The organism is Diaphorobacter sp. JS3050 (assembly GCF_013154915.1).
Lineage (GTDB): Bacteria > Pseudomonadota > Gammaproteobacteria > Burkholderiales > Burkholderiaceae_C > Diaphorobacter > Diaphorobacter nitroreducens.
In genome coordinates, this window is sequence record NZ_CP053553.1 from 2,966,708 (window position 1) to 2,983,779 (window position 17,072).

The following is a 17,072-nucleotide window of genomic DNA, read 5'->3' on the forward strand; positions in this document are numbered from 1 at the left end:
CATTGCCCTCCGAAAGGAGCATCCGATGAGGGTGGCCCTCGGCGTCAGCTACAACGGTCAGGCATACAACGGCTGGCAGAGTCAGCCCTCTGGCAAAACGGTGCAAGACCGTCTGGAAGCGGCCCTGGGTCGCTTTGCCACGCAGGAGGTGCACACGATCTGTGCCGGGCGCACCGACGCCGGCGTGCACGGGCTGATGCAGGTGGTGCACTTCGATACGGAACTGCAGCGTGCGCCGTTTTCATGGGTCCGCGGCACCAACACCTTCCTGCCGGCGGACATCGCCGTGCAGTGGGCGCAACCCGTTCCCGATGCCTTTCATTCGCGCGCCTGCGCCGTGGCCCGGCGCTATGCCTACGTATTGCTGCAGTCGCCCGTACGCCCCAGCGTCGATGCCGGGCGCGTGGGTTGGGTCTTTCATGCCCTCGATGAGCAGGCCATGCACAAGGCCGTGCAGCATTTGCTGGGCGAGCATGACTTCACGTCATTTCGCGCCTCGGCCTGCCAGGCCAAGTCGCCGGTGAAGACATTGCACCGCATCGACATCACGCGCCGGGCTCCGCCAGCGGGCGAATCCACCGGCACCCACGGGTGTGTCCCCTGCTACTGGCGCTTTGAATTCGAAGGCAATGCGTTCCTGCACCACATGATCCGCAACATCATGGGCTGCATCGTCGCCATTGGCCAGGGGCTGTATCCGCCCGAATGGATGCGCACGGTGCTGGAGGCGCGGTCGCGCGACGCGGCTGCTCCTACCTTTTCGCCCGATGGCCTGTACTTCCAGGGCCCGGTATACGGCGCGGAATGGGGCCTGCCGACGCGCACGGCTGCGTATGATTGGCTGCCATGAGCAGCCCGACCGCAGCACTGAGCACCCGCGTCCACTCCACCGCGCGCACACGCATCAAGATCTGCGGCCTCACGCGCGAGCAGGACGTGGACGCGGCCGTCGCCAGCGGTGCCGACGCCGTCGGCTTCGTGCTCTATCCCGCGAGCCCGCGCGCCGTCACCCCAGAGCGCGCAGCGCAACTGGCCCGGCGGCTGCCGCCCTTTGTCACGCCAGTGCTGTTGTTCGTGAATGCCCGCGCTACTGATGTGATAGCTGCCTGCGATGCTGTACCGGGCGCTACAGCGCAATTCCATGGTGACGAAACGCCCGAGGACTGCCTGCGCTCCAGCGACGGGGGCCGCATTCCCTTCCTGCGCGCCGCGCGCATTCCCCTGGGCGAAGGTGCGGCACGGTTCGACCTCGTAAAATACGCCCACGATCACTCTCACGCCCGCGCCATCCTGCTCGACGCCCATGTCGAGGGCTATGGCGGCGGTGGCAAGGCATTCAATTGGTCACTCCTTCCAACAAACGTCGACTGTCATCTCGTTTTGTCTGGTGGACTCACGCCTGCAAACGTGACCGATGGCATACGGCAAGTGCGCCCGCGTTGCCGGGCGCTGGCCGTTGATGTCAGTTCCGGCGTGGAGGCCACGGGCCCCGATGGTCTGCCCCTGAAGGGGATCAAGGACGCCGGCAAGATCGACCGCTTCATCGCCGCCGTACGCGCGGCCGATGCGGCACCAGTTCCTTATTTGTAAATGCCTGCATATACCCAACCCGATGCTTCGGGCCATTTTGGCCCCTATGGCGGCAGCTTCGTCTCCGAGACGCTGACGCACGCCATCAATGAACTGCGCGAAGCCTATGCGCGCTACCAGAACGACCCGGAGTTCCTCAAGGAATTCCACTATGAGCTTGCGCACTTCGTGGGCCGCCCCTCGCCGGTTTACCACGCGGCGCGCACCAGCCGCGAGATGGGCGGCGCGCAGATCTACCTCAAGCGCGAAGACCTGAACCATACCGGCGCACACAAGATCAACAACGTGATCGGCCAGGCCATGCTCGCCAAGCGCATGGGCAAGCCGCGCATCATTGCCGAGACCGGCGCCGGCCAGCACGGCGTGGCCACCGCCACCATCTGCGCGCGCTATGGCCTGGAGTGCGTGGTGTACATGGGCGCCGAGGACGTCAAGCGCCAAAGCCCCAACGTCTACCGCATGAAGCTGCTGGGCGCCACCGTGGTGCCCGTCGAGTCGGGCAGCAAGACGCTGAAAGATGCGCTCAACGAGGCCATGCGCGACTGGGTGGCCAACGTGGACAACACCTTCTACATCATCGGCACCGTGGCAGGCCCCCACCCCTATCCCATGATGGTGCGTGACTTCCAGAGCGTGATCGGCAAGGAATGCCTCACGCAGATGCCCGCCATGCTGGCCGAACAGAAGATCGCCGCCGAGCAACCCGACGCCGTCGTGGCCTGCGTGGGCGGTGGCAGCAATGCCATGGGCATCTTCCACCCCTACATCCCGTTCGAGAAAACCCGCCTGTTCGGCGTGGAAGCCGCAGGCGAAGGCCTGGACAGCGGCAAGCATTCCGCCAGCCTGCAGCGCGGCTCCAGTGGCGTGCTGCACGGCAACCGCACCTTCATCCTGCAAGATGAGAATGGCCAGATCACGGAGACGCACAGCATCAGCGCCGGCCTGGACTACCCCGGAGTGGGCCCCGAGCACGCCTGGCTGCAGGAAATCAAGCGAGCCGAGTACGTGGGCATCACCGATACGGAAGCGTTGGAAGCCTTTCACTACCTGTGCCGCACCGAGGGCATCATCCCGGCCCTTGAATCCAGCCACGCCGTAGCCTACGCGCTCAAGCTCGCCAAGACCATGACGCCCCAGCAATCCATCCTCGTGAACCTGTCCGGCCGCGGCGACAAGGACATCGGCACCGTGGCCGACCTGTCTGGCGTGGACTTCTACGACCGTCCCTCCATGCGCGGGTTGACCGTCAAGGGAGGACCCGCCGCATGAGCCGCATCGCTGACACTTTTGCAGAGCTGCAGTCCAAGGGCCGCAAGGCGCTCATCCCCTACGTCACGGCAGGCTTTCCCTTCGTCGACATCACACCGGCCCTGATGCACGGCATGGTCGAGGCCGGCGCCGATGTGATCGAACTGGGCGTGCCCTTTTCCGACCCGATGGCCGACGGCCCCGTCATCCAGAAGGCGGGCGAGAAGGCCCTGGCACTGGGCGTGGGCCTGGCCCAGGTGCTGGAGATGGTGCGCAGCTTCCGCCTGCGCAACAGCACCACGCCCGTGGTGCTGATGGGCTACGCGAATCCGGTGGAGCGCTACGAGCAGCGCCACGGCAAGGGCGCCTTCGCCCGCGACGCGGGCGAAGCCGGCGTGGACGGTGTGCTGATCGTGGACTACCCGCCCGAGGAGTGCGAGCAGTTCGCCGCCGACCTGCGCGGCCACGGCATCGACCTGATCTTCCTGCTGGCGCCTACCTCCACGGCGGAACGCATGCAGCAGGTGGCTCGCGTAGCCAGCGGCTACGTCTACTACGTCTCGCTCAAGGGCGTGACCGGCTCCGGCGCGCTGGACACGGCCGCCGTCGAGGCCATGCTGCCGCGCATCCGCGAGCATGTGAAGGTCCCCGTCGGCGTGGGCTTTGGCATTCGCGATGCTGCCACCGCGCAGGCCATCGGCCGCGTGGCCGATGCGGTGGTCATCGGCAGCCGCATCATCCAGCTCATCGAAGACCAGCCCCATGAGAAAGTGGTCGGCATCACCGTGGACTTTCTGCGTGGGGTGCGCAAGGCGCTGGACGCATAATGACGGCCCTGCGCGCCGGCCACGGCCCGCGCGCAGCCGCGATCTGAACAGAGGAAACCTATGTCCTGGCTCGAAAAACTCCTGCCTTCCAAAATCCAGCAGACCGACCCTACCGAGCGTCGCCAGATGCCCGAGGGCCTGTGGATCAAGTGCCCGAGCTGCGAGAACGTGCTCTACAAGACCGATCTGGAGCACAACGAAAACGTCTGTCCCCAGTGCGGCCACCACCACCGCATCGGTGCCCGTGCGCGGCTCAACGCCTTTCTGGACGGCGAGGGACGCTATGAGATCGGCCAGGAAGTGCTGCCGGTCGACGCTCTCAAGTTCAAGGACAGCCGCAAGTATCCCGAACGCCTGAAAGAAGCCCTGGAGAACACCGGCGAGACCGACGCGCTCATCGTGATGGGCGGCGCGGTCAAGAGCATCAACGTCGTGGTGGCCTGCTTCGAATTCGATTTCATGGGCGGCTCCATGGGTTCCGTGGTGGGCGAGCGCTTCGTTCGCGGCGTGGAAACCGCCATCGAGCAGAAGGTGCCCTTCATCTGCTTCACCGCCACGGGCGGCGCACGCATGCAGGAAGGCCTGCTCAGCCTGATGCAGATGGCCAAGACCAATGCGGCCCTCACCCGTTTGGCCAAGAAAGGCCTGCCCTACATCAGCGTGCTGACCGACCCTACCATGGGTGGCGTGTCGGCCGGCTTCGCATTCGTGGGGGATATCGTGATTGCCGAGCCCAAGGCCCTGATCGGCTTTGCCGGCCCGCGCGTGATCGAATCCACCGTGCGCGTCACATTGCCCGAGGGTTTCCAGCGCGCGGAGTTCCTGCAGACCAAGGGCGCTGTGGACTTCATCTGCGACCGCCGCGAACTGCGCCACACCGTGGCGCAATGCCTGTCCATGCTGCAGCGCCTGCCGGCCGACGCGGTAGCCTGAACCACGGGCATCAAAAACAATAGCTGCTAGCGCTTGGTGGACGGGCGCTAGCAGCTATTTTTTATTGAGAACAGTGTCGCTACATCATGACGCTGGCCTGCAGATGCCCCAGCACGATCATCACGACCTGCAGCAGTACCAGCACCACCAGCGGCGACAGGTCCACCCCACCCAATAGCGGCAGAACACGGCGCACGGGGCGCAACAACGGCTCGCACAGGCGGGTGATCACATCGCTGATGGGCGATCGCGTCTGCACCCACGAGAGCACGGCATAAACGATCAGCAAGCCCATCAATCCCGACACGGCCACGCGCGCCAGGCCAAAAAGCGCCATCCACGGCAGCCAGGCCAGTCCCATCCCCCCGCCCACCAGAAGCCACAGCAGCAGATACTGGACCAGTTGCAGCAGCAGCGCCGCCGCAAGGCAGGACAGATCCCACCGCCCCGCCGACGGAACGAGCTTGCGCAGTGGCAGCACCAGCCAGTCGCTCAGGGCAAACACGAGACGGCCCACGGGATTGGCAAACGACACCCGCTGCAGCTGCATGTACAGCCGCAACAGGCAAGCCCCGGTGAGCAGGCCGCTGGCAACGTCGAGGAGAAAAGACAGAATTTGAAACAGCATGGCCGATTAGCAAATAGGTCGACCCCGTTGCGGTGCGCCGCACACGGGTTCAACGTGGGATGATAGCGACGCTACGCATGCCGCCATGTCCGATCCCCTCACGCTGACCTCCCTGCCCCTGTTTCCGCTCAACACCGTGCTGTTTCCCGGTGGTGTACTACCGCTGCGTGTGTTCGAGGTGCGTTACCTGGACATGGTGCGCAAATGCCACCGCGCGGGTGCCCCCTTCGGCGTCGTGGCCCTGGCCCGCGGCCATGAGGTGCGCCAGGCGGGAGCCCTGCCGGAAAGCCTGTACAGCGTCGGCACATTGGCCATGATCGAGCATTTAGACGAACTGCAAGCGGGGCTGATGCACGTACGTTGCCGGGGGATCGCCCGCTTTCGTATCGTGCGCCAACAACTGCTGCCCCACGGGCTGTGGACCGCCAATGTGGAACAGATCCCTTGCGACACGCCGGTCCAAGTTCCCCCAGACTTGCAGCGTGCAGCTAGCACACTGACGCAGGTGTTGTCGTCATTGCGCGAGCAGGCGGCAGGAGCAGCCGGGGGACCAGCCGCACACGCACAGCCCTCACGCACAGATCTGCAAGACTGCGGTTGGCTTGCCAATCGCTGGTGCGAGTTATTGCCCATTCCGTTGGAACTCAAGCAGCAGCTCATGCAACTGGACAACCCGCTGGTGCGGCTGGAGCTGGTGAGTGACATCCTGGAACGTACCGGCATTTCTGGCTAGCGTCGCATGCAGGCCAAACTCAGGGTGATGCAAGTGATCACCAAGGGCGAACGAGGAGGTGCCCAGACCCATGTGCGCACCTTGTGCCAGGCTCTGGCCTCCCGCATCCATTTCAGCGCTGTCATTGGCGGCACGGGTCCCACACCGCTCGAAAGCGACCTACACACGCTGGGACTGCCGATTTACCGCCTGCCAAGCCTGCGCAATTCGCTGGCGCCCTGGCATCTGTTCCGTTCGGTACTGCAACTGCGCGCCCTGATCCGCGAGCACGAACCCGACATGTTGCACGCGCACAGCGCCGTATCGGGCGTGGTCGCACGCCTGGCGGGCAGACTGTGCCGCAAGCCCGTGATCTACACAGTGCATGGCTTCGCTTTCAAACCCGAAGTACCCCGGGTACGCCGCACAGTGGCGTGGTGCTGTGAATGGTTGCTGGCGCGTTGGACGGAGCACATGGTGTGTGTATCGCAGCACGAGCGACAACTTGCCCGAGGTTTGCCGATTCGCGCTGGCCGGCTGACCGTCGTACCCAATGCCATAGAAAACAATAGCCAACGCGCTCAGCCTGGGCTGGAACCCGTGCGCGTCGCCATGGTAGCCCGGCTGGCCGCACCCAAGCGCCCGGACCTGCTCCTGCATGCCCTGGTCCGGCTGCGCGATGGCCTAGGACATGAGGTAGCGGCCAGCATCATTGGCGATGGCCCGGATCGCACGGCCTTGCAGGCGCTGGCATCCGGGTTGGGCTTATTTCAAGTGAGTTTTGTGGGCGACGTGGATGACGTGCCCCAGCGCCTCGCGCAGCACCACCTTTTCGTGTTGCTGTCTGACCACGAAGGTCTTCCCATCTCCGTGATCGAAGCCATGCGGGCGGGGCTGCCCGTCGTGGTCAGTCGACTGCCTGGGATAGCGGAATTGCTCCCCTCCGAACAATACGGATTCCTGGTGTCCAATGACGTGGAGGCCATCGCTCAAGCCATGGAGCGCCTAATCCGCAACCCCGCGCTGCGCGAGCAAATGGGCCGAATGGCCCGCCGCCATTACGAAGAACATCATGCCCCGGAACGCATGGCGTCGGCCATACTCTCCATCTACACCCAGGTCCGTGCATGACCCAGCCTGTTGTCACCTCCCGACCCTGCGCCGAACCCGACCCGGCACGGCGTGATGGCGCGCTGCTGTGGTGGAGCCTGCTCGGCCTGTTGCCTCAAGCACTGGGTTACGCCATAGCGCACAAGATGCAACACGCAGGCTGGGTCACACCGCTGTTCCCCGCCACCGTGCTGTGGTGTGCGGTGTCCTACCTGTTGGCAACACGCTGGCTGCACCAGGGCGCCCATCTGCCGCCGCGGGAGCAGGGTGGCTTTTTGCTGGTGGTGATCACGGTGGCCTTTCTGCTCACCCCGTTGGGCTTTGCACTGCTGCAGGCGCCCTATTCGCGCGGCGCCGTATTGATGGCCTACATGCTGGCCTTGGCTTGGCTGCTGTGCGGGCATGCGCTGTGGGGGACCCGTCGTACGCTGCACCTGGCCTACGTGGATGCCGACTTACCCTACGTCCTGCGCCAAATGCTGCGCCCGCAGGAGCAAGGCGATGACCGACTGCGCCTGACCAGCTGGGTGGCCGGACTACCAGCGCGAAAACAGCGCGCAGCCGTGGACGGTGTGGTGCTAGACCGGCTGGCTGATCCCGACCCGCAACGCCAACAATGGATCAGCGAGCTCAAACTCCAGCGCATCCCTCTCTACAGCGCAGAAGCGGCAGCGGAAATGCTGTCGGGCCGCAAAATCACCGGGACGCTGGGCGAGCAAGATCTATGGCAACTGACCAATTACCCTGCTTACGACATCGCCAAGCGCATGCTGGACTTGGGCCTGACCCTCATCACGATGCCGCTATGGGTTCCGCTGTGTATGGCCACGGGGCTGGCAGTGAAGTTAGATTCACCCGGCCCCATGTTGTACTCGCAGCAGCGCATGGGTCGCCACGGACGCAGCTTCCGCATATGGAAGCTGCGCAGCATGCGTCACGAGCCTGCCAGCCACATCGTTCAGTTCGCCAAACAGCAGGACGACCGTATCACGTCAGTTGGCCGCTTCATCCGCCGCACGCGGCTCGATGAACTACCCCAGCTCTGGAACGTACTGCGCGGAGAAATGAGCCTCATCGGCCCCCGTCCCGAGCAGGCAGAGTTCGCGCACCACTTTGCCGCAGCCATGCCCGCCTACCCCTACCGCCACTTGATGCGCCCCGGTCTCACGGGCTGGGCGCAGGTGCAGCATGGCTATACCGATAGCGCCGAGCAGACCGCTATCAAGCTGAGCTATGACCTGTATTACGTGACGCACTGCTCCATGGCTCTGGATCTGCTCATTGCCTACAAGACGGTGCGCACGGTGCTCACAGGTTTCGGAGCGCGCTAGTTGTCAACGTGCCTTCACTCGCGCAACCAGCACATCCGCCCACAACGGCCTGCGCACTGCCAGCCGATGCAACAGTCGTCCCTTCATCGTCCCCGGCGCCGCCACCTGGCAGCTGTGCAGTTCGGCGCCCACTAGCCCTGCATCCGCCAGCACCTTCAGTAGGGTGAAGGGTGAAAACCACGCCCGATGGTCGGTGTTGACATGCTCCACCCCGCACACGCCGTGAAGCGCATTGCGCAGGGACAACGCATTGGGCACACTGACGACGAACTCTGCCTCTGGCAGGCACTGCGCCAGCCGGCGCAGGAACGCGGCGGGGTCAGGCAGGTGCTCAATTACATCAGGCACCAGCACCATGTCGGGCGCACACCGGGCCAGCACCTGCGGGGCCTCGTGAGCGAACACGTCGAGCTGCTGCACGTGGTCAAAACCCAGGCTGCGCGCCGTGTCCACAGCGGTGGCGTTGATGTCGATACCATGGCAGATCCGTGCGCTGCGGCTGAGAAGCGCGTGCAACCAACTGCCGTCGGAGGCGCGGCGTGCAATCAGCGGTGCATGGTCGGCAAAGCCCACATGCAGCACGCACTGCTGCGCGACCCAGCCGGCCAGCAAATCACCGCGTGGCTGGGCATGTCCGATAATCCCCGGCCTGAAAGGCAAATCGTCGCTGAAAGCCTCGCCCAGCAAATAGGTTTCAATGTGTGGCATCGTGCGATTATTGGCGCGCCCTCCACCAGAATGCACACGCGCTACATCCTGTTGTTGCAAGAAGACATGGCCGTTGGCGGTATTCACACCGCCACACAGACGCTGGCGAATGCACTGCGGTGCGCAGGCCAGATACCGGTCGCCTTGGCCCTGCGCAATACGCACATCGGAGCGCTACTGCGTGCCGTTTGGCGGGCCGACATCATCGTAGCCACGAACGGCTTTCTACCGTCCTATGCAGCCTGGCTGCTGGGCATGCTGCTGCGCCGGCCCGTGGTGGCATGGCTTCACGGCCCCACGCAGGAGGTGCTGGAGCACGCCCATGCCAGTGCTGCCAAACGCGCCTGGCTGCGCTGGCTGTATCGCCGACTACGCTGGGTGGTGTTCGTCTCAGCCCACACACGCGACTCGTTCCTTGAATTCACGGGCGGTGCAGCGGCAGGGCAACGCCTGGAGGTGATTCCTAACGCCCATCCTGATTGGCAGCCCGCGCCAATGGGCGCGTCACCGCAATACCTGGGTTTCGTGGGCAGGCTTGCGCCGGAGAAGCAGCCCGAATTGCTGGTGCAGATGCTGCGCTTGCTGCCGACTACTTATCGGCTTTGCATGGTAGGCGATGGCCCTTCACAACCGGCGCTGTGTGCAGCCGGTGCTGACCTGCAGCAAGTCGGTCGGCTGGAGTTGCGCCCTTTTCACCTCGTACAGGCCACGGTGTACGCCCCATGGCAAGTTACCGTGCTCGCATCGCTCTACGAAGGCTGCCCCATGGCAGCGCTGGAATCGCTGGCCGCTGGCAGGCCCTGCGTAGGCCTGCCTATCCCCGCGCTGCGCGAAATGTTGGGGCCAGACATGCCCTATGCGCTGGCCCACGACTGCAGCGCGGCTGCGCTCGCTCGCGCCGTGCAAACCGTGTGCGCCATGCCACCCGAACAACTGGCGCACGACATGGCCCAGGTGCTGCGCCGCTACAGTCCTGAGCGCTTTTCGCATAACTGGCAACGCGTGCTGCAGGAGGCGGCGTGCTGATCCACTTCATTCACCCCGGCAGCGCTTACCTGCCCGAACTGGCGGCATATGGCGACTTCCTTGCGGCGCTGGGGCACAGCGCGCAGGTGCATTCCCGCCCTGCGAGCGTGCCTGCAGATGCGGTCATCTGCTGGTGGATGTGCGGCCGCGTGCCGCACGACGCGGCGCGGCGGCTCAGCCATGCCTTTCACATCCATGAATACGCATCGGCTTCAGTGCCGCCCTGGCCCAAGGTCAAGGACCGGGCCAAGCGCGCCCTGCAGCCCGTGCCGCAGTACCGCCTTTTCCAGAATACCTGGGTGCGCGATCGGCTGGGATTTTCCGACGGCGTGCCGTACGAGTTCCGTGACATGGGCGTGGAGCCATCCTTTCTTGCCACGTGTGCGAGACGGGCTGCGCCCGAGTTCGACGGAGTCTATCTGGGGGACATGCAACGCCTGCGGCAGTTTGTGCCACTCTTGACCGCACTACAACAGGCAGGCCAGCGCACTCTGCTGATTGGCGAGCCGCCTGTCGATCTGCGTAAAACACTGCACACCTTGGGGCACGTCACGGGTCGCGTTCCGCACGGTCAGGTACCCACCCTGCTGCGCCGCGCGCGCTACGGACTGAACCTGGTTCCTGACCAATTGCCGTACAGCCAACAGACGTCCACCAAACTCATCGAATACTGCGCGGCAGGTTTGCCAGTGGTCAGCACCGACTACGACTGGGTGCGGGCCTTCGAAGCGCAGCACGGAGCGCGCTTTGCCTACCTGCCCATACCAGACATGGCTGGCTGCGTGGTGCCTGATGTATCCACACTGGCATGGCCGCGCGTACTTGAACGACTGGCACTCTGGCGCCGCCTGGGGCTGTGCCCGTGAACCGCACCTCGCTGCTGATGGCCGGAGCCAGCCTGATCGCGCTGATCGCACAAGCGCTCATGGGTGCGGCCATGCTCCACTTCTTCACGCCCACGGCGGCAGGCCACTTCGCCGTCGTAGCACAAGTGGCGTTTTTCTGGGTCACGCTGGCACTGGCACAAAGCCCACTTCAGTTCCTTGCCGACGCACACCTGCCCCCACAGCGGGCGCTTCGTGCTGCTCTGCGCGCCAGCCTGTTGCGCTGGATACTGCTGCTGCCCCTGGTGGCCGCAGCCCTATGGTGGTCGGATCCCGTCCTCCCTTTGGCCACCGTGGTGGCCTGGGCCGGGCTGCTAGCGCTGTTGCAAATGGGCTGGTACCTGGCCCAGCCCTGGGTATTGCGTACGGCATCACCGATGTCCGCCGCCTGCGTACGCACAGCCCCCCCCTTGCTGGCGCTGGCGCTGGCCGCCGGGCTGGGTATGCGTGGAAGCGCTGACAACGCCACCGGCCTACTGGCCGCGGCGGCGTGCGGCTATGCAGTGGGGGCGCTCTGGTTGCTTCACGGTAGCCGCACCGACCATCCACCTCAATCCGCAGCAAGGCAATCCGACGGCCGCAGCGCTCTCTTGCGCATGGCGCACGCGGTAATGGATGCCGTGGCCGGCGTAGCTCTGGTGTTGGCCTGGCAGCGGCAGCATGGCACGGCGGACGCCAGCTATCTGGCAGTGCTGCTACGGCTGTTCGGCTTAATGCCCGCCATCGTGCACGCGGCTTGGTCACAAGTGCTGCTGGCACAAGCGCGGCCCTCACGCTTGAAGTCGCTGGGCGTAGGGATGGGAGCTGCCCTGGTCACAGGGCTGATCGGTCTGGGGAGCGCCGCCGTACTGCAGACCACACTGCTGGCGCCTCCATGGCAGGGCCTGCTGCCCTATATCCTGCCCATCATGCTGTGGCAGGGTAGCGCATGCATCTTCGCGGCCCTGAGCCATCGGCCCTTCCAGCAGGGACTGGCGCGCCGCTACTCATTGCTGACCATAGGTTTCAATATCATGCAGATAATGGTGCTGCTCGCCCCCATGGGTTGGACGCCGCAGGTGCACCTGTGGTGGCTCGCCGGCCTTTGCACCGCTGGGCTGCTGATGCTGTCGGCCTGGATGGCAAAATAGAGGGTTTCTGCCCAAATTCCAGCCAGCACTCCGCCATGTCCACTGAAGCCACTCCTGCACCAGCCCCCCAGGACGAAAACCAACTCATCGCCGAACGCCGTGAAAAGCTCAAGGCTCTGCGCGAGAACCAGGCCCAGGGTCAAGGCGTGGCATTTCCCAACGACTACAAGCCCCAGCACCATGCCGCAGTGCTGCAGCAGCAGTACGGCACATTGGATGGAGAAGCGCTCGAAGCGCAGGCGATCACGGTGAGCGTGGCCGGCCGCATGATGCTCAAGCGCGTCATGGGCAAGGCCAGCTTCGCGACCCTGCAGGATGGATCGCTGGGTGACACCGGCGGGCGCATCCAGCTCTACGTGACACGCGACGCCATTGGCGAGGAAGCCTATTCCGACTTCAAGCGCTGGGACCTCGGTGACATCCTGGGTGCCGAAGGCACGCTGATGAAGACCAAGACCGGCGAGCTATCGGTCAAGGTGTCGCGCCTGCGCCTGCTCACCAAGAGCCTGCGCCCCATGCCCGACAAGTTCCACGGTGTGGCCGACCAGGAGGTCAAGTACCGCCAGCGCTACGTGGACCTGATGACCGACGAGGCCGCGCGCCGGCGCTTCGTCGCGCGCAGCAAGGCGGTGGGCAGCATCCGCTCTTTCATGATGGAGCACGGCTTCCTGGAGGTGGAAACGCCCATGCTGCACCCCATTCCCGGCGGCGCCAACGCCAAGCCCTTCGTCACCCACCACAATGCGTTGGAGCAGGAGATGTTCCTGCGCATCGCGCCCGAGCTGTACCTCAAGCGCCTGATCGTCGGCGGCTTCGAGCGCGTGTTCGAGATCAACCGCAACTTCCGCAACGAAGGCATCTCGGTGCGCCACAACCCCGAGTTCACGATGATGGAGTTTTATGCGGCCTACTGGAACTACCGCGATCTGATGGATTTCACCGAGGCGCTGGTGCGCGATGCCGCACTCAAGGCCACGGGCACGCTGCAGCTCACCTACGGTGGCCGCGCGGTGGATCTGGCCCAGCCCTTCCAGCGCCTCACGATCCGCGAGGCCATCTACCAGCACACCGAGGCCGGCGCACATGTGGACGATGCCGCCTGGCTCATCAGCGCGCTCAAGAAACTGGGCATGACCGAGGAGAAGGACCGCCTGTCCACCCGGACCCTCGCCAGCCTGCAGGTGCTCTACTTCGAGGAAGAGGTGGAGGACAAGCTCTGGCAGCCAACCTTCATCATGGAGCACCCGACCGAGATCAGCCCTCTGGCGCGCGCCAACGACCTGCGCCCCGAGGTGACGGAACGCTTCGAGCTCTACATCACCGGCCGCGAGTTCGGCAATGGCTTCTCGGAGCTGAACGACGCCGAAGACCAGGCCGCCCGCTTTCATGCGCAGGTGGCTGCCAAGGACGCGGGCGATGACGAGGCCATGTTCTTCGACCACGACTTCGTACGTGCGCTGGAATACGGCATGCCGCCCACAGGTGGTTGCGGCATCGGCATCGACCGGCTGATGATGCTGCTCACCGACAGCCCGAGCATCCGTGACGTGATCCTGTTTCCGGCCCTGCGGCGCGAGCACTGACCCGTGGGCATGCGTGGCCGTACGTGGCCACGCTGACATCCCGCCGCACCAGCGGCCTCTACCGCACCACCTCATGAGCCCTCCTGCCAGCGCCAACGCATTTCCGCAGTTCCTGCATGAGCCCTTCAGCGTGCTGCTGGTGGAAGACCAGGCATCCGTGCGCGCCACACTGGCAGGCGAGCTGCGCCATGTGGGGGTGTCGGAGGTACTGGAGGCCGCCTCGGCCGACGCGGCGCTACAGCTGTTCAAGCTGCGGCGTCCCGACCTGGTGCTGCTGGACATACGCCTGCCTGGCGGCAACGACGGCTACTGGGTGGCCCAGCGCATGCGCGAGGCAGAACCCGGCGGCTGGACGCCCATCATCTTCCTCTCGGGGCTGGATGGCGACCTGGATGTGTGGCGCGGCATCGAAGCCGGTGGAGATGACTACCTCGTCAAGCCCGTCAAGCCGATCGTTCTGGCCGCCAAGCTGCGCGCCATGCGCCGGCTGCGCGACATGCGCAGGCGCCTCGTGGAACTGACCGAAGAGCTGCACGTGGCCAACCAGCACCTCAACGAAATGGTGGAGATGGACCCGCTTACGGGGCTGGTCAACCGCCGCGGCTTCGACCGCATCCTGCACAGCGAGATCCTCGCCGCGCGGCGCGACGGAGTGCCGCTCACGCTGATGCTGTGCGACCTGGACCATTTCAAGAGATACAACGACACCCTGGGCCATGTGCAGGGCGATGCCTGCCTGAAGGAGGTCGGCCGCGTGCTGCACGACGTCTGCATGCGACCGCGCGACGTGGCCTCGCGCTATGGCGGCGAAGAATTTGCACTGATCCTGCCCAACACGCCGCGCTCGGGTGCCATGACGTTCGCGCGCGCGCTGGGCAAGCTGTTGAAGTCCCGCGCCATCGCCCATCCGGGCTCGCCCAACGGCGAAACGCTCACGCTGTCGGGTGGCATTACCACGTGCGTGCCCGACGACGGTACCAGCGCCGAGACCATGCTCATGCGCGCCGACGAGGCCCTGTATGCCGCCAAGGCCCAGGGCCGGGACCGCTTCTTCAGCTTCGAGATGCAGATGGACACCATCGAGCAGCGGCAGATTTGAGCCGCGCCGGCGCTTGCCCACCCGTTCATTGCCCATGACATGCTGCCGCGACTGAAAACCGCCCTCCCCCTCTGGATGCACGACTGGCTCGACATCATCGTGCCCGGTGTGCAGATTGTGCTCATCGTCCTGGCCGCGCTGCTGCTGCAGCGCCTGCTGCTGCGCATCATCATGCGGGCCAGCGACCACTACCAGTTCCCGCACGAACTGCTCATACCCATCAACGCCGTGGTGCGCTGGCTCATCCTGGGCAGCGCCGGCCTGCTGGTACTGGAGCGCCTGGGGGTGTCAGCGGCCGTGCTGTGGACGGCCTTCACCGGCTTCGCCACAGTGGGCGCGGTGGCGTTCTTCGCGGCATGGAGCGTGCTGTCCAATCTGTTTTGCGCCTTTCTGATCTTCACCGTCGGCCCGTTCCGCGTGGGAGACCACATCGAACTGCTGGACACCGCCGACAAGCCCGGCGCCCTGGGCCGCGTGATGGACATCAACTTGCTTTACATCACGCTGGAGGACGCCACCGCCCCCCAGCCTGGCACGCTGCTGCAGATTCCCAACACACTGATCTTCCAGCGCGTGGTGCGCCGCTGGCGTGCCGGCACGCCGGTGCCGGAGTCACGGCTACATCCTGCTCCGGATTCCGCCGCCTGCGCCGCCACCGCTCGCGAGCCCGCCAGCACGCCCGCGCCCAAGCCGGCGAGCTTTCCTTGATGGCCCAAGTACATCGACGGGGTTGATGCTCATCAAAATATAGCTGTCCGCGCTTGATGGGCGGGCGCTGCAGGCCTTTTTGACATATATTCGGGCACCCCACGGCCGCACAGCGCGGTCACTGCGCCCCGGGTGACGGGCAAAACCCTATCGCCCCCGCGCATGTCAGTCCGCCGTAAGCCCGCGGACAACGCTGCCCGTCTTTCGGCAACAGCCCTAGCAAAAACCTTCCGGCAGGGCCACCCCGGTTACCCTGTTGCCAACGCCACACATCCCGTTAATCTTTGCGGCCTACGTCTCAGGCCCCACCGGGGCCTGTTGATTTTTCAGACCGCTTTACCCAAAGTTGAAAGAGTCCTATGAGCATTCCGTTCCGCATGCACACCGTCGTTGCCGCACTGGGTCTGGCCGGTGCCGCTTTGTTCTCCACCGCGCATGCGCAAGTCAAGATCGCCATGGTGATGCCCACCACTGGCCCGCTGACGCAGTACGGTGACATGGTCAAGGAAGGCGTGACAACGGCCGTCGAGATGGCCAACGCCGCTGGCGGCGTGGGCGGCAAGAAGATCGAGCTGGTCTCCATCGACGATGCCTGCGAACCCAAGCAAGGCCCCGTGGCCGCCAACCGTGTGGTGAATGCCAAGATCGGCTACGTGATCGGCCCGGTGTGCTCGGGTGCCTCCATCGCTGCCGCTCCCATCTACAACAACGAGGGCGTGGTCGTCATCACCCCGTCGGCCACCTCCCCGGCGCTCACCGACGGCAAGAACTACCACTTCATCTTCCGCACCATCGGCCGTGACGACCAACAGGGCCCTGCCGCTGCCAAGTTCATCGCCGAAAAGGCCAAGCCCAAGAAGGTCGCCGTGCTGCACGACAAGCAGTCCTATGGCCAGGGCATCGCCTCCTCCGTGCGTGACGACCTGAAGAAGGCCGGCATCACCGTGGCGCTGTTCGAAGGCATCAACGCCGGCGACAGCGACTACTCCGCCGTCATCACCAAGCTCAAGAGCGCTGGCGTGGACTTCGTGTACTACGGCGGCTACCACCCCGAGATGGGCCTGCTGCTGCGCCAGGCCGGCGAGCAAGGCCTGAAGGTGCGCATGATGGGCCCCGAGGGCGTGGGCAACCCTGAGGTGAACGCCATTGCCGGTAACGCCGTGGAAGGCATGCTGGTGACGCTGCCGGCCGACTTCGCTGCCAACCCCAAGAACGCTGCCGTCGTGGCCGCCTTCAAGGACAAGAAGCGCAATGCGTCCGGCGCCTTCCAGCTGACCTCGTTCGCCGCCACCCAGGCACTGCTGGACAGCATCAAGGCCGTGGGTGACAACCCTGCCAAGGTGGCCGACCACCTGCACAAGAGCACCATCGAAACGGTGCTGGGCCCCGTGTCCTGGAACAAGCAGGGCGACCTGAACAGCTTCGACTTCCAGGTCTTCCAGTGGCACAAGGACGGCAGCAAGAGCCTGGCCGCCAAGTAAACCCACCTCCCCGTCCCAAGGGTGCGTTGCGCAAGCCACGCACCCTTGGTCCATTGCATTCGGCCCCTGGAGGG

The 17,072-nt window shown here is 64.9% G+C and carries 17 protein-coding genes; 15 read left to right on the forward strand and 2 right to left on the reverse strand.

Annotated features, from left to right (window positions below; all coding sequences use genetic code 11):
- The first annotated feature begins 25 nt into the window (after positions 1 to 25).
- Genes truA through accD form a run of 5 tightly spaced genes read left to right on the forward strand, consistent with a single transcriptional unit; the run spans position 26 to position 4,598 of the window.
- Positions 26 to 850 (forward strand): tRNA pseudouridine(38-40) synthase TruA, encoded by an 825-nt coding sequence (gene truA / locus HND92_RS14235; protein ID WP_172207931.1) that lies wholly within the window; start codon positions 26 to 28, stop codon positions 848 to 850.
- On the forward strand, positions 847 to 1,590 hold the full coding sequence (locus tag HND92_RS14240; RefSeq protein ID WP_172207933.1) for a phosphoribosylanthranilate isomerase: 744 nt from the start codon (positions 847 to 849) through the stop codon (positions 1,588 to 1,590). Before truA ends, HND92_RS14240 begins: the two co-directional genes overlap by 4 nt.
- Complete coding sequence (gene trpB, locus HND92_RS14245; protein ID WP_172207935.1) at positions 1,591 to 2,859, forward strand: tryptophan synthase subunit beta; 1,269 nt, start codon at positions 1,591 to 1,593, stop codon at positions 2,857 to 2,859.
- Positions 2,856 to 3,665 (forward strand): tryptophan synthase subunit alpha, encoded by an 810-nt coding sequence (trpA, locus tag HND92_RS14250; protein ID WP_088886264.1) that lies wholly within the window; start codon positions 2,856 to 2,858, stop codon positions 3,663 to 3,665. The genes trpB and trpA overlap by 4 nt, the downstream gene beginning before the upstream one ends.
- Positions 3,666 to 3,725: 60 nt before the next feature.
- On the forward strand, positions 3,726 to 4,598 hold the full coding sequence (gene accD / locus HND92_RS14255) for an acetyl-CoA carboxylase, carboxyltransferase subunit beta (RefSeq protein WP_135148127.1): 873 nt from the start codon (positions 3,726 to 3,728) through the stop codon (positions 4,596 to 4,598).
- Positions 4,599 to 4,677: 79 nt separating this feature from the next.
- Here the strand turns inward: accD and HND92_RS14260 are convergent, their stop codons facing one another.
- Positions 4,678 to 5,226 (reverse strand): YggT family protein, encoded by a 549-nt coding sequence (locus HND92_RS14260; protein WP_015913950.1) that lies wholly within the window; start codon positions 5,224 to 5,226, stop codon positions 4,678 to 4,680.
- 85 nt (positions 5,227 to 5,311) lie between these two features.
- Between HND92_RS14260 and HND92_RS14265 the strand changes: the two genes are divergently transcribed.
- Genes HND92_RS14265 through HND92_RS14275 form a run of 3 tightly spaced genes read left to right on the forward strand, consistent with a single transcriptional unit; the run spans position 5,312 to position 8,379 of the window.
- Positions 5,312 to 5,959 carry an LON peptidase substrate-binding domain-containing protein gene (locus HND92_RS14265; RefSeq protein ID WP_172207937.1) on the forward strand — a complete coding sequence of 216 codons (648 nt, stop codon included), beginning with the start codon at positions 5,312 to 5,314 and terminating at the stop codon, positions 5,957 to 5,959.
- 6 nt (positions 5,960 to 5,965) lie between these two features.
- Positions 5,966 to 7,069 (forward strand): glycosyltransferase family 4 protein, encoded by a 1,104-nt coding sequence (locus HND92_RS14270; protein ID WP_172207941.1) that lies wholly within the window; start codon positions 5,966 to 5,968, stop codon positions 7,067 to 7,069.
- Positions 7,066 to 8,379, forward strand: coding sequence for an exopolysaccharide biosynthesis polyprenyl glycosylphosphotransferase (locus tag HND92_RS14275; RefSeq protein WP_172207954.1), 1,314 nt, complete (start codon positions 7,066 to 7,068; stop codon positions 8,377 to 8,379). The genes HND92_RS14270 and HND92_RS14275 overlap by 4 nt, the downstream gene beginning before the upstream one ends.
- A gap of 3 nt (positions 8,380 to 8,382) precedes the next feature.
- On the opposite strand, the gene HND92_RS14280 is transcribed toward HND92_RS14275, so the two are convergent.
- A complete protein-coding gene (locus tag HND92_RS14280) occupies positions 8,383 to 9,123 on the reverse strand; it encodes a bifunctional 2-polyprenyl-6-hydroxyphenol methylase/3-demethylubiquinol 3-O-methyltransferase UbiG (RefSeq protein ID WP_253940039.1) in 741 nt (246 codons plus the stop codon).
- Here HND92_RS14280 and HND92_RS14285 point away from each other — a divergent pair.
- From HND92_RS14285 to HND92_RS14315, 7 genes are all read left to right on the forward strand, one after another.
- Positions 9,118 to 10,113, forward strand: a complete 996-nt coding sequence (locus tag HND92_RS14285) for a glycosyltransferase family 4 protein (protein WP_172207960.1) — start codon at positions 9,118 to 9,120, stop codon at positions 10,111 to 10,113. The two genes, HND92_RS14280 and HND92_RS14285, sit on opposite strands and share 6 nt — an antisense overlap.
- Positions 10,107 to 10,979: a glycosyltransferase gene (locus HND92_RS14290; protein ID WP_047350763.1), complete on the forward strand. Its 873-nt coding sequence runs from the start codon at positions 10,107 to 10,109 to the stop codon at positions 10,977 to 10,979. The genes HND92_RS14285 and HND92_RS14290 overlap by 7 nt, the downstream gene beginning before the upstream one ends.
- Entirely contained in the window at positions 10,976 to 12,127 is a 1,152-nt protein-coding gene (locus HND92_RS14295) for a hypothetical protein (protein WP_253940040.1), read from the forward strand. Before HND92_RS14290 ends, HND92_RS14295 begins: the two co-directional genes overlap by 4 nt.
- Before the next feature lie 35 nt (positions 12,128 to 12,162).
- The gene (gene lysS, locus HND92_RS14300; RefSeq protein ID WP_011806371.1) at positions 12,163 to 13,710 is read left to right on the forward strand and encodes a lysine--tRNA ligase; all 1,548 of its coding nucleotides are present in this window, start codon (positions 12,163 to 12,165) and stop codon (positions 13,708 to 13,710) included.
- Positions 13,711 to 13,783: 73 nt separating this feature from the next.
- Complete coding sequence (locus HND92_RS14305) at positions 13,784 to 14,809, forward strand: diguanylate cyclase domain-containing protein (protein ID WP_015913959.1); 1,026 nt, start codon at positions 13,784 to 13,786, stop codon at positions 14,807 to 14,809.
- 39 nt (positions 14,810 to 14,848) lie between these two features.
- A complete protein-coding gene (locus tag HND92_RS14310; protein WP_172207970.1) occupies positions 14,849 to 15,517 on the forward strand; it encodes a mechanosensitive ion channel domain-containing protein in 669 nt (222 codons plus the stop codon).
- 359 nt (positions 15,518 to 15,876) lie between these two features.
- Entirely contained in the window at positions 15,877 to 16,998 is a 1,122-nt protein-coding gene (locus HND92_RS14315) for a branched-chain amino acid ABC transporter substrate-binding protein (RefSeq protein ID WP_011806374.1), read from the forward strand.
- The last annotated feature ends 74 nt before the right edge of the window (positions 16,999 to 17,072 follow it).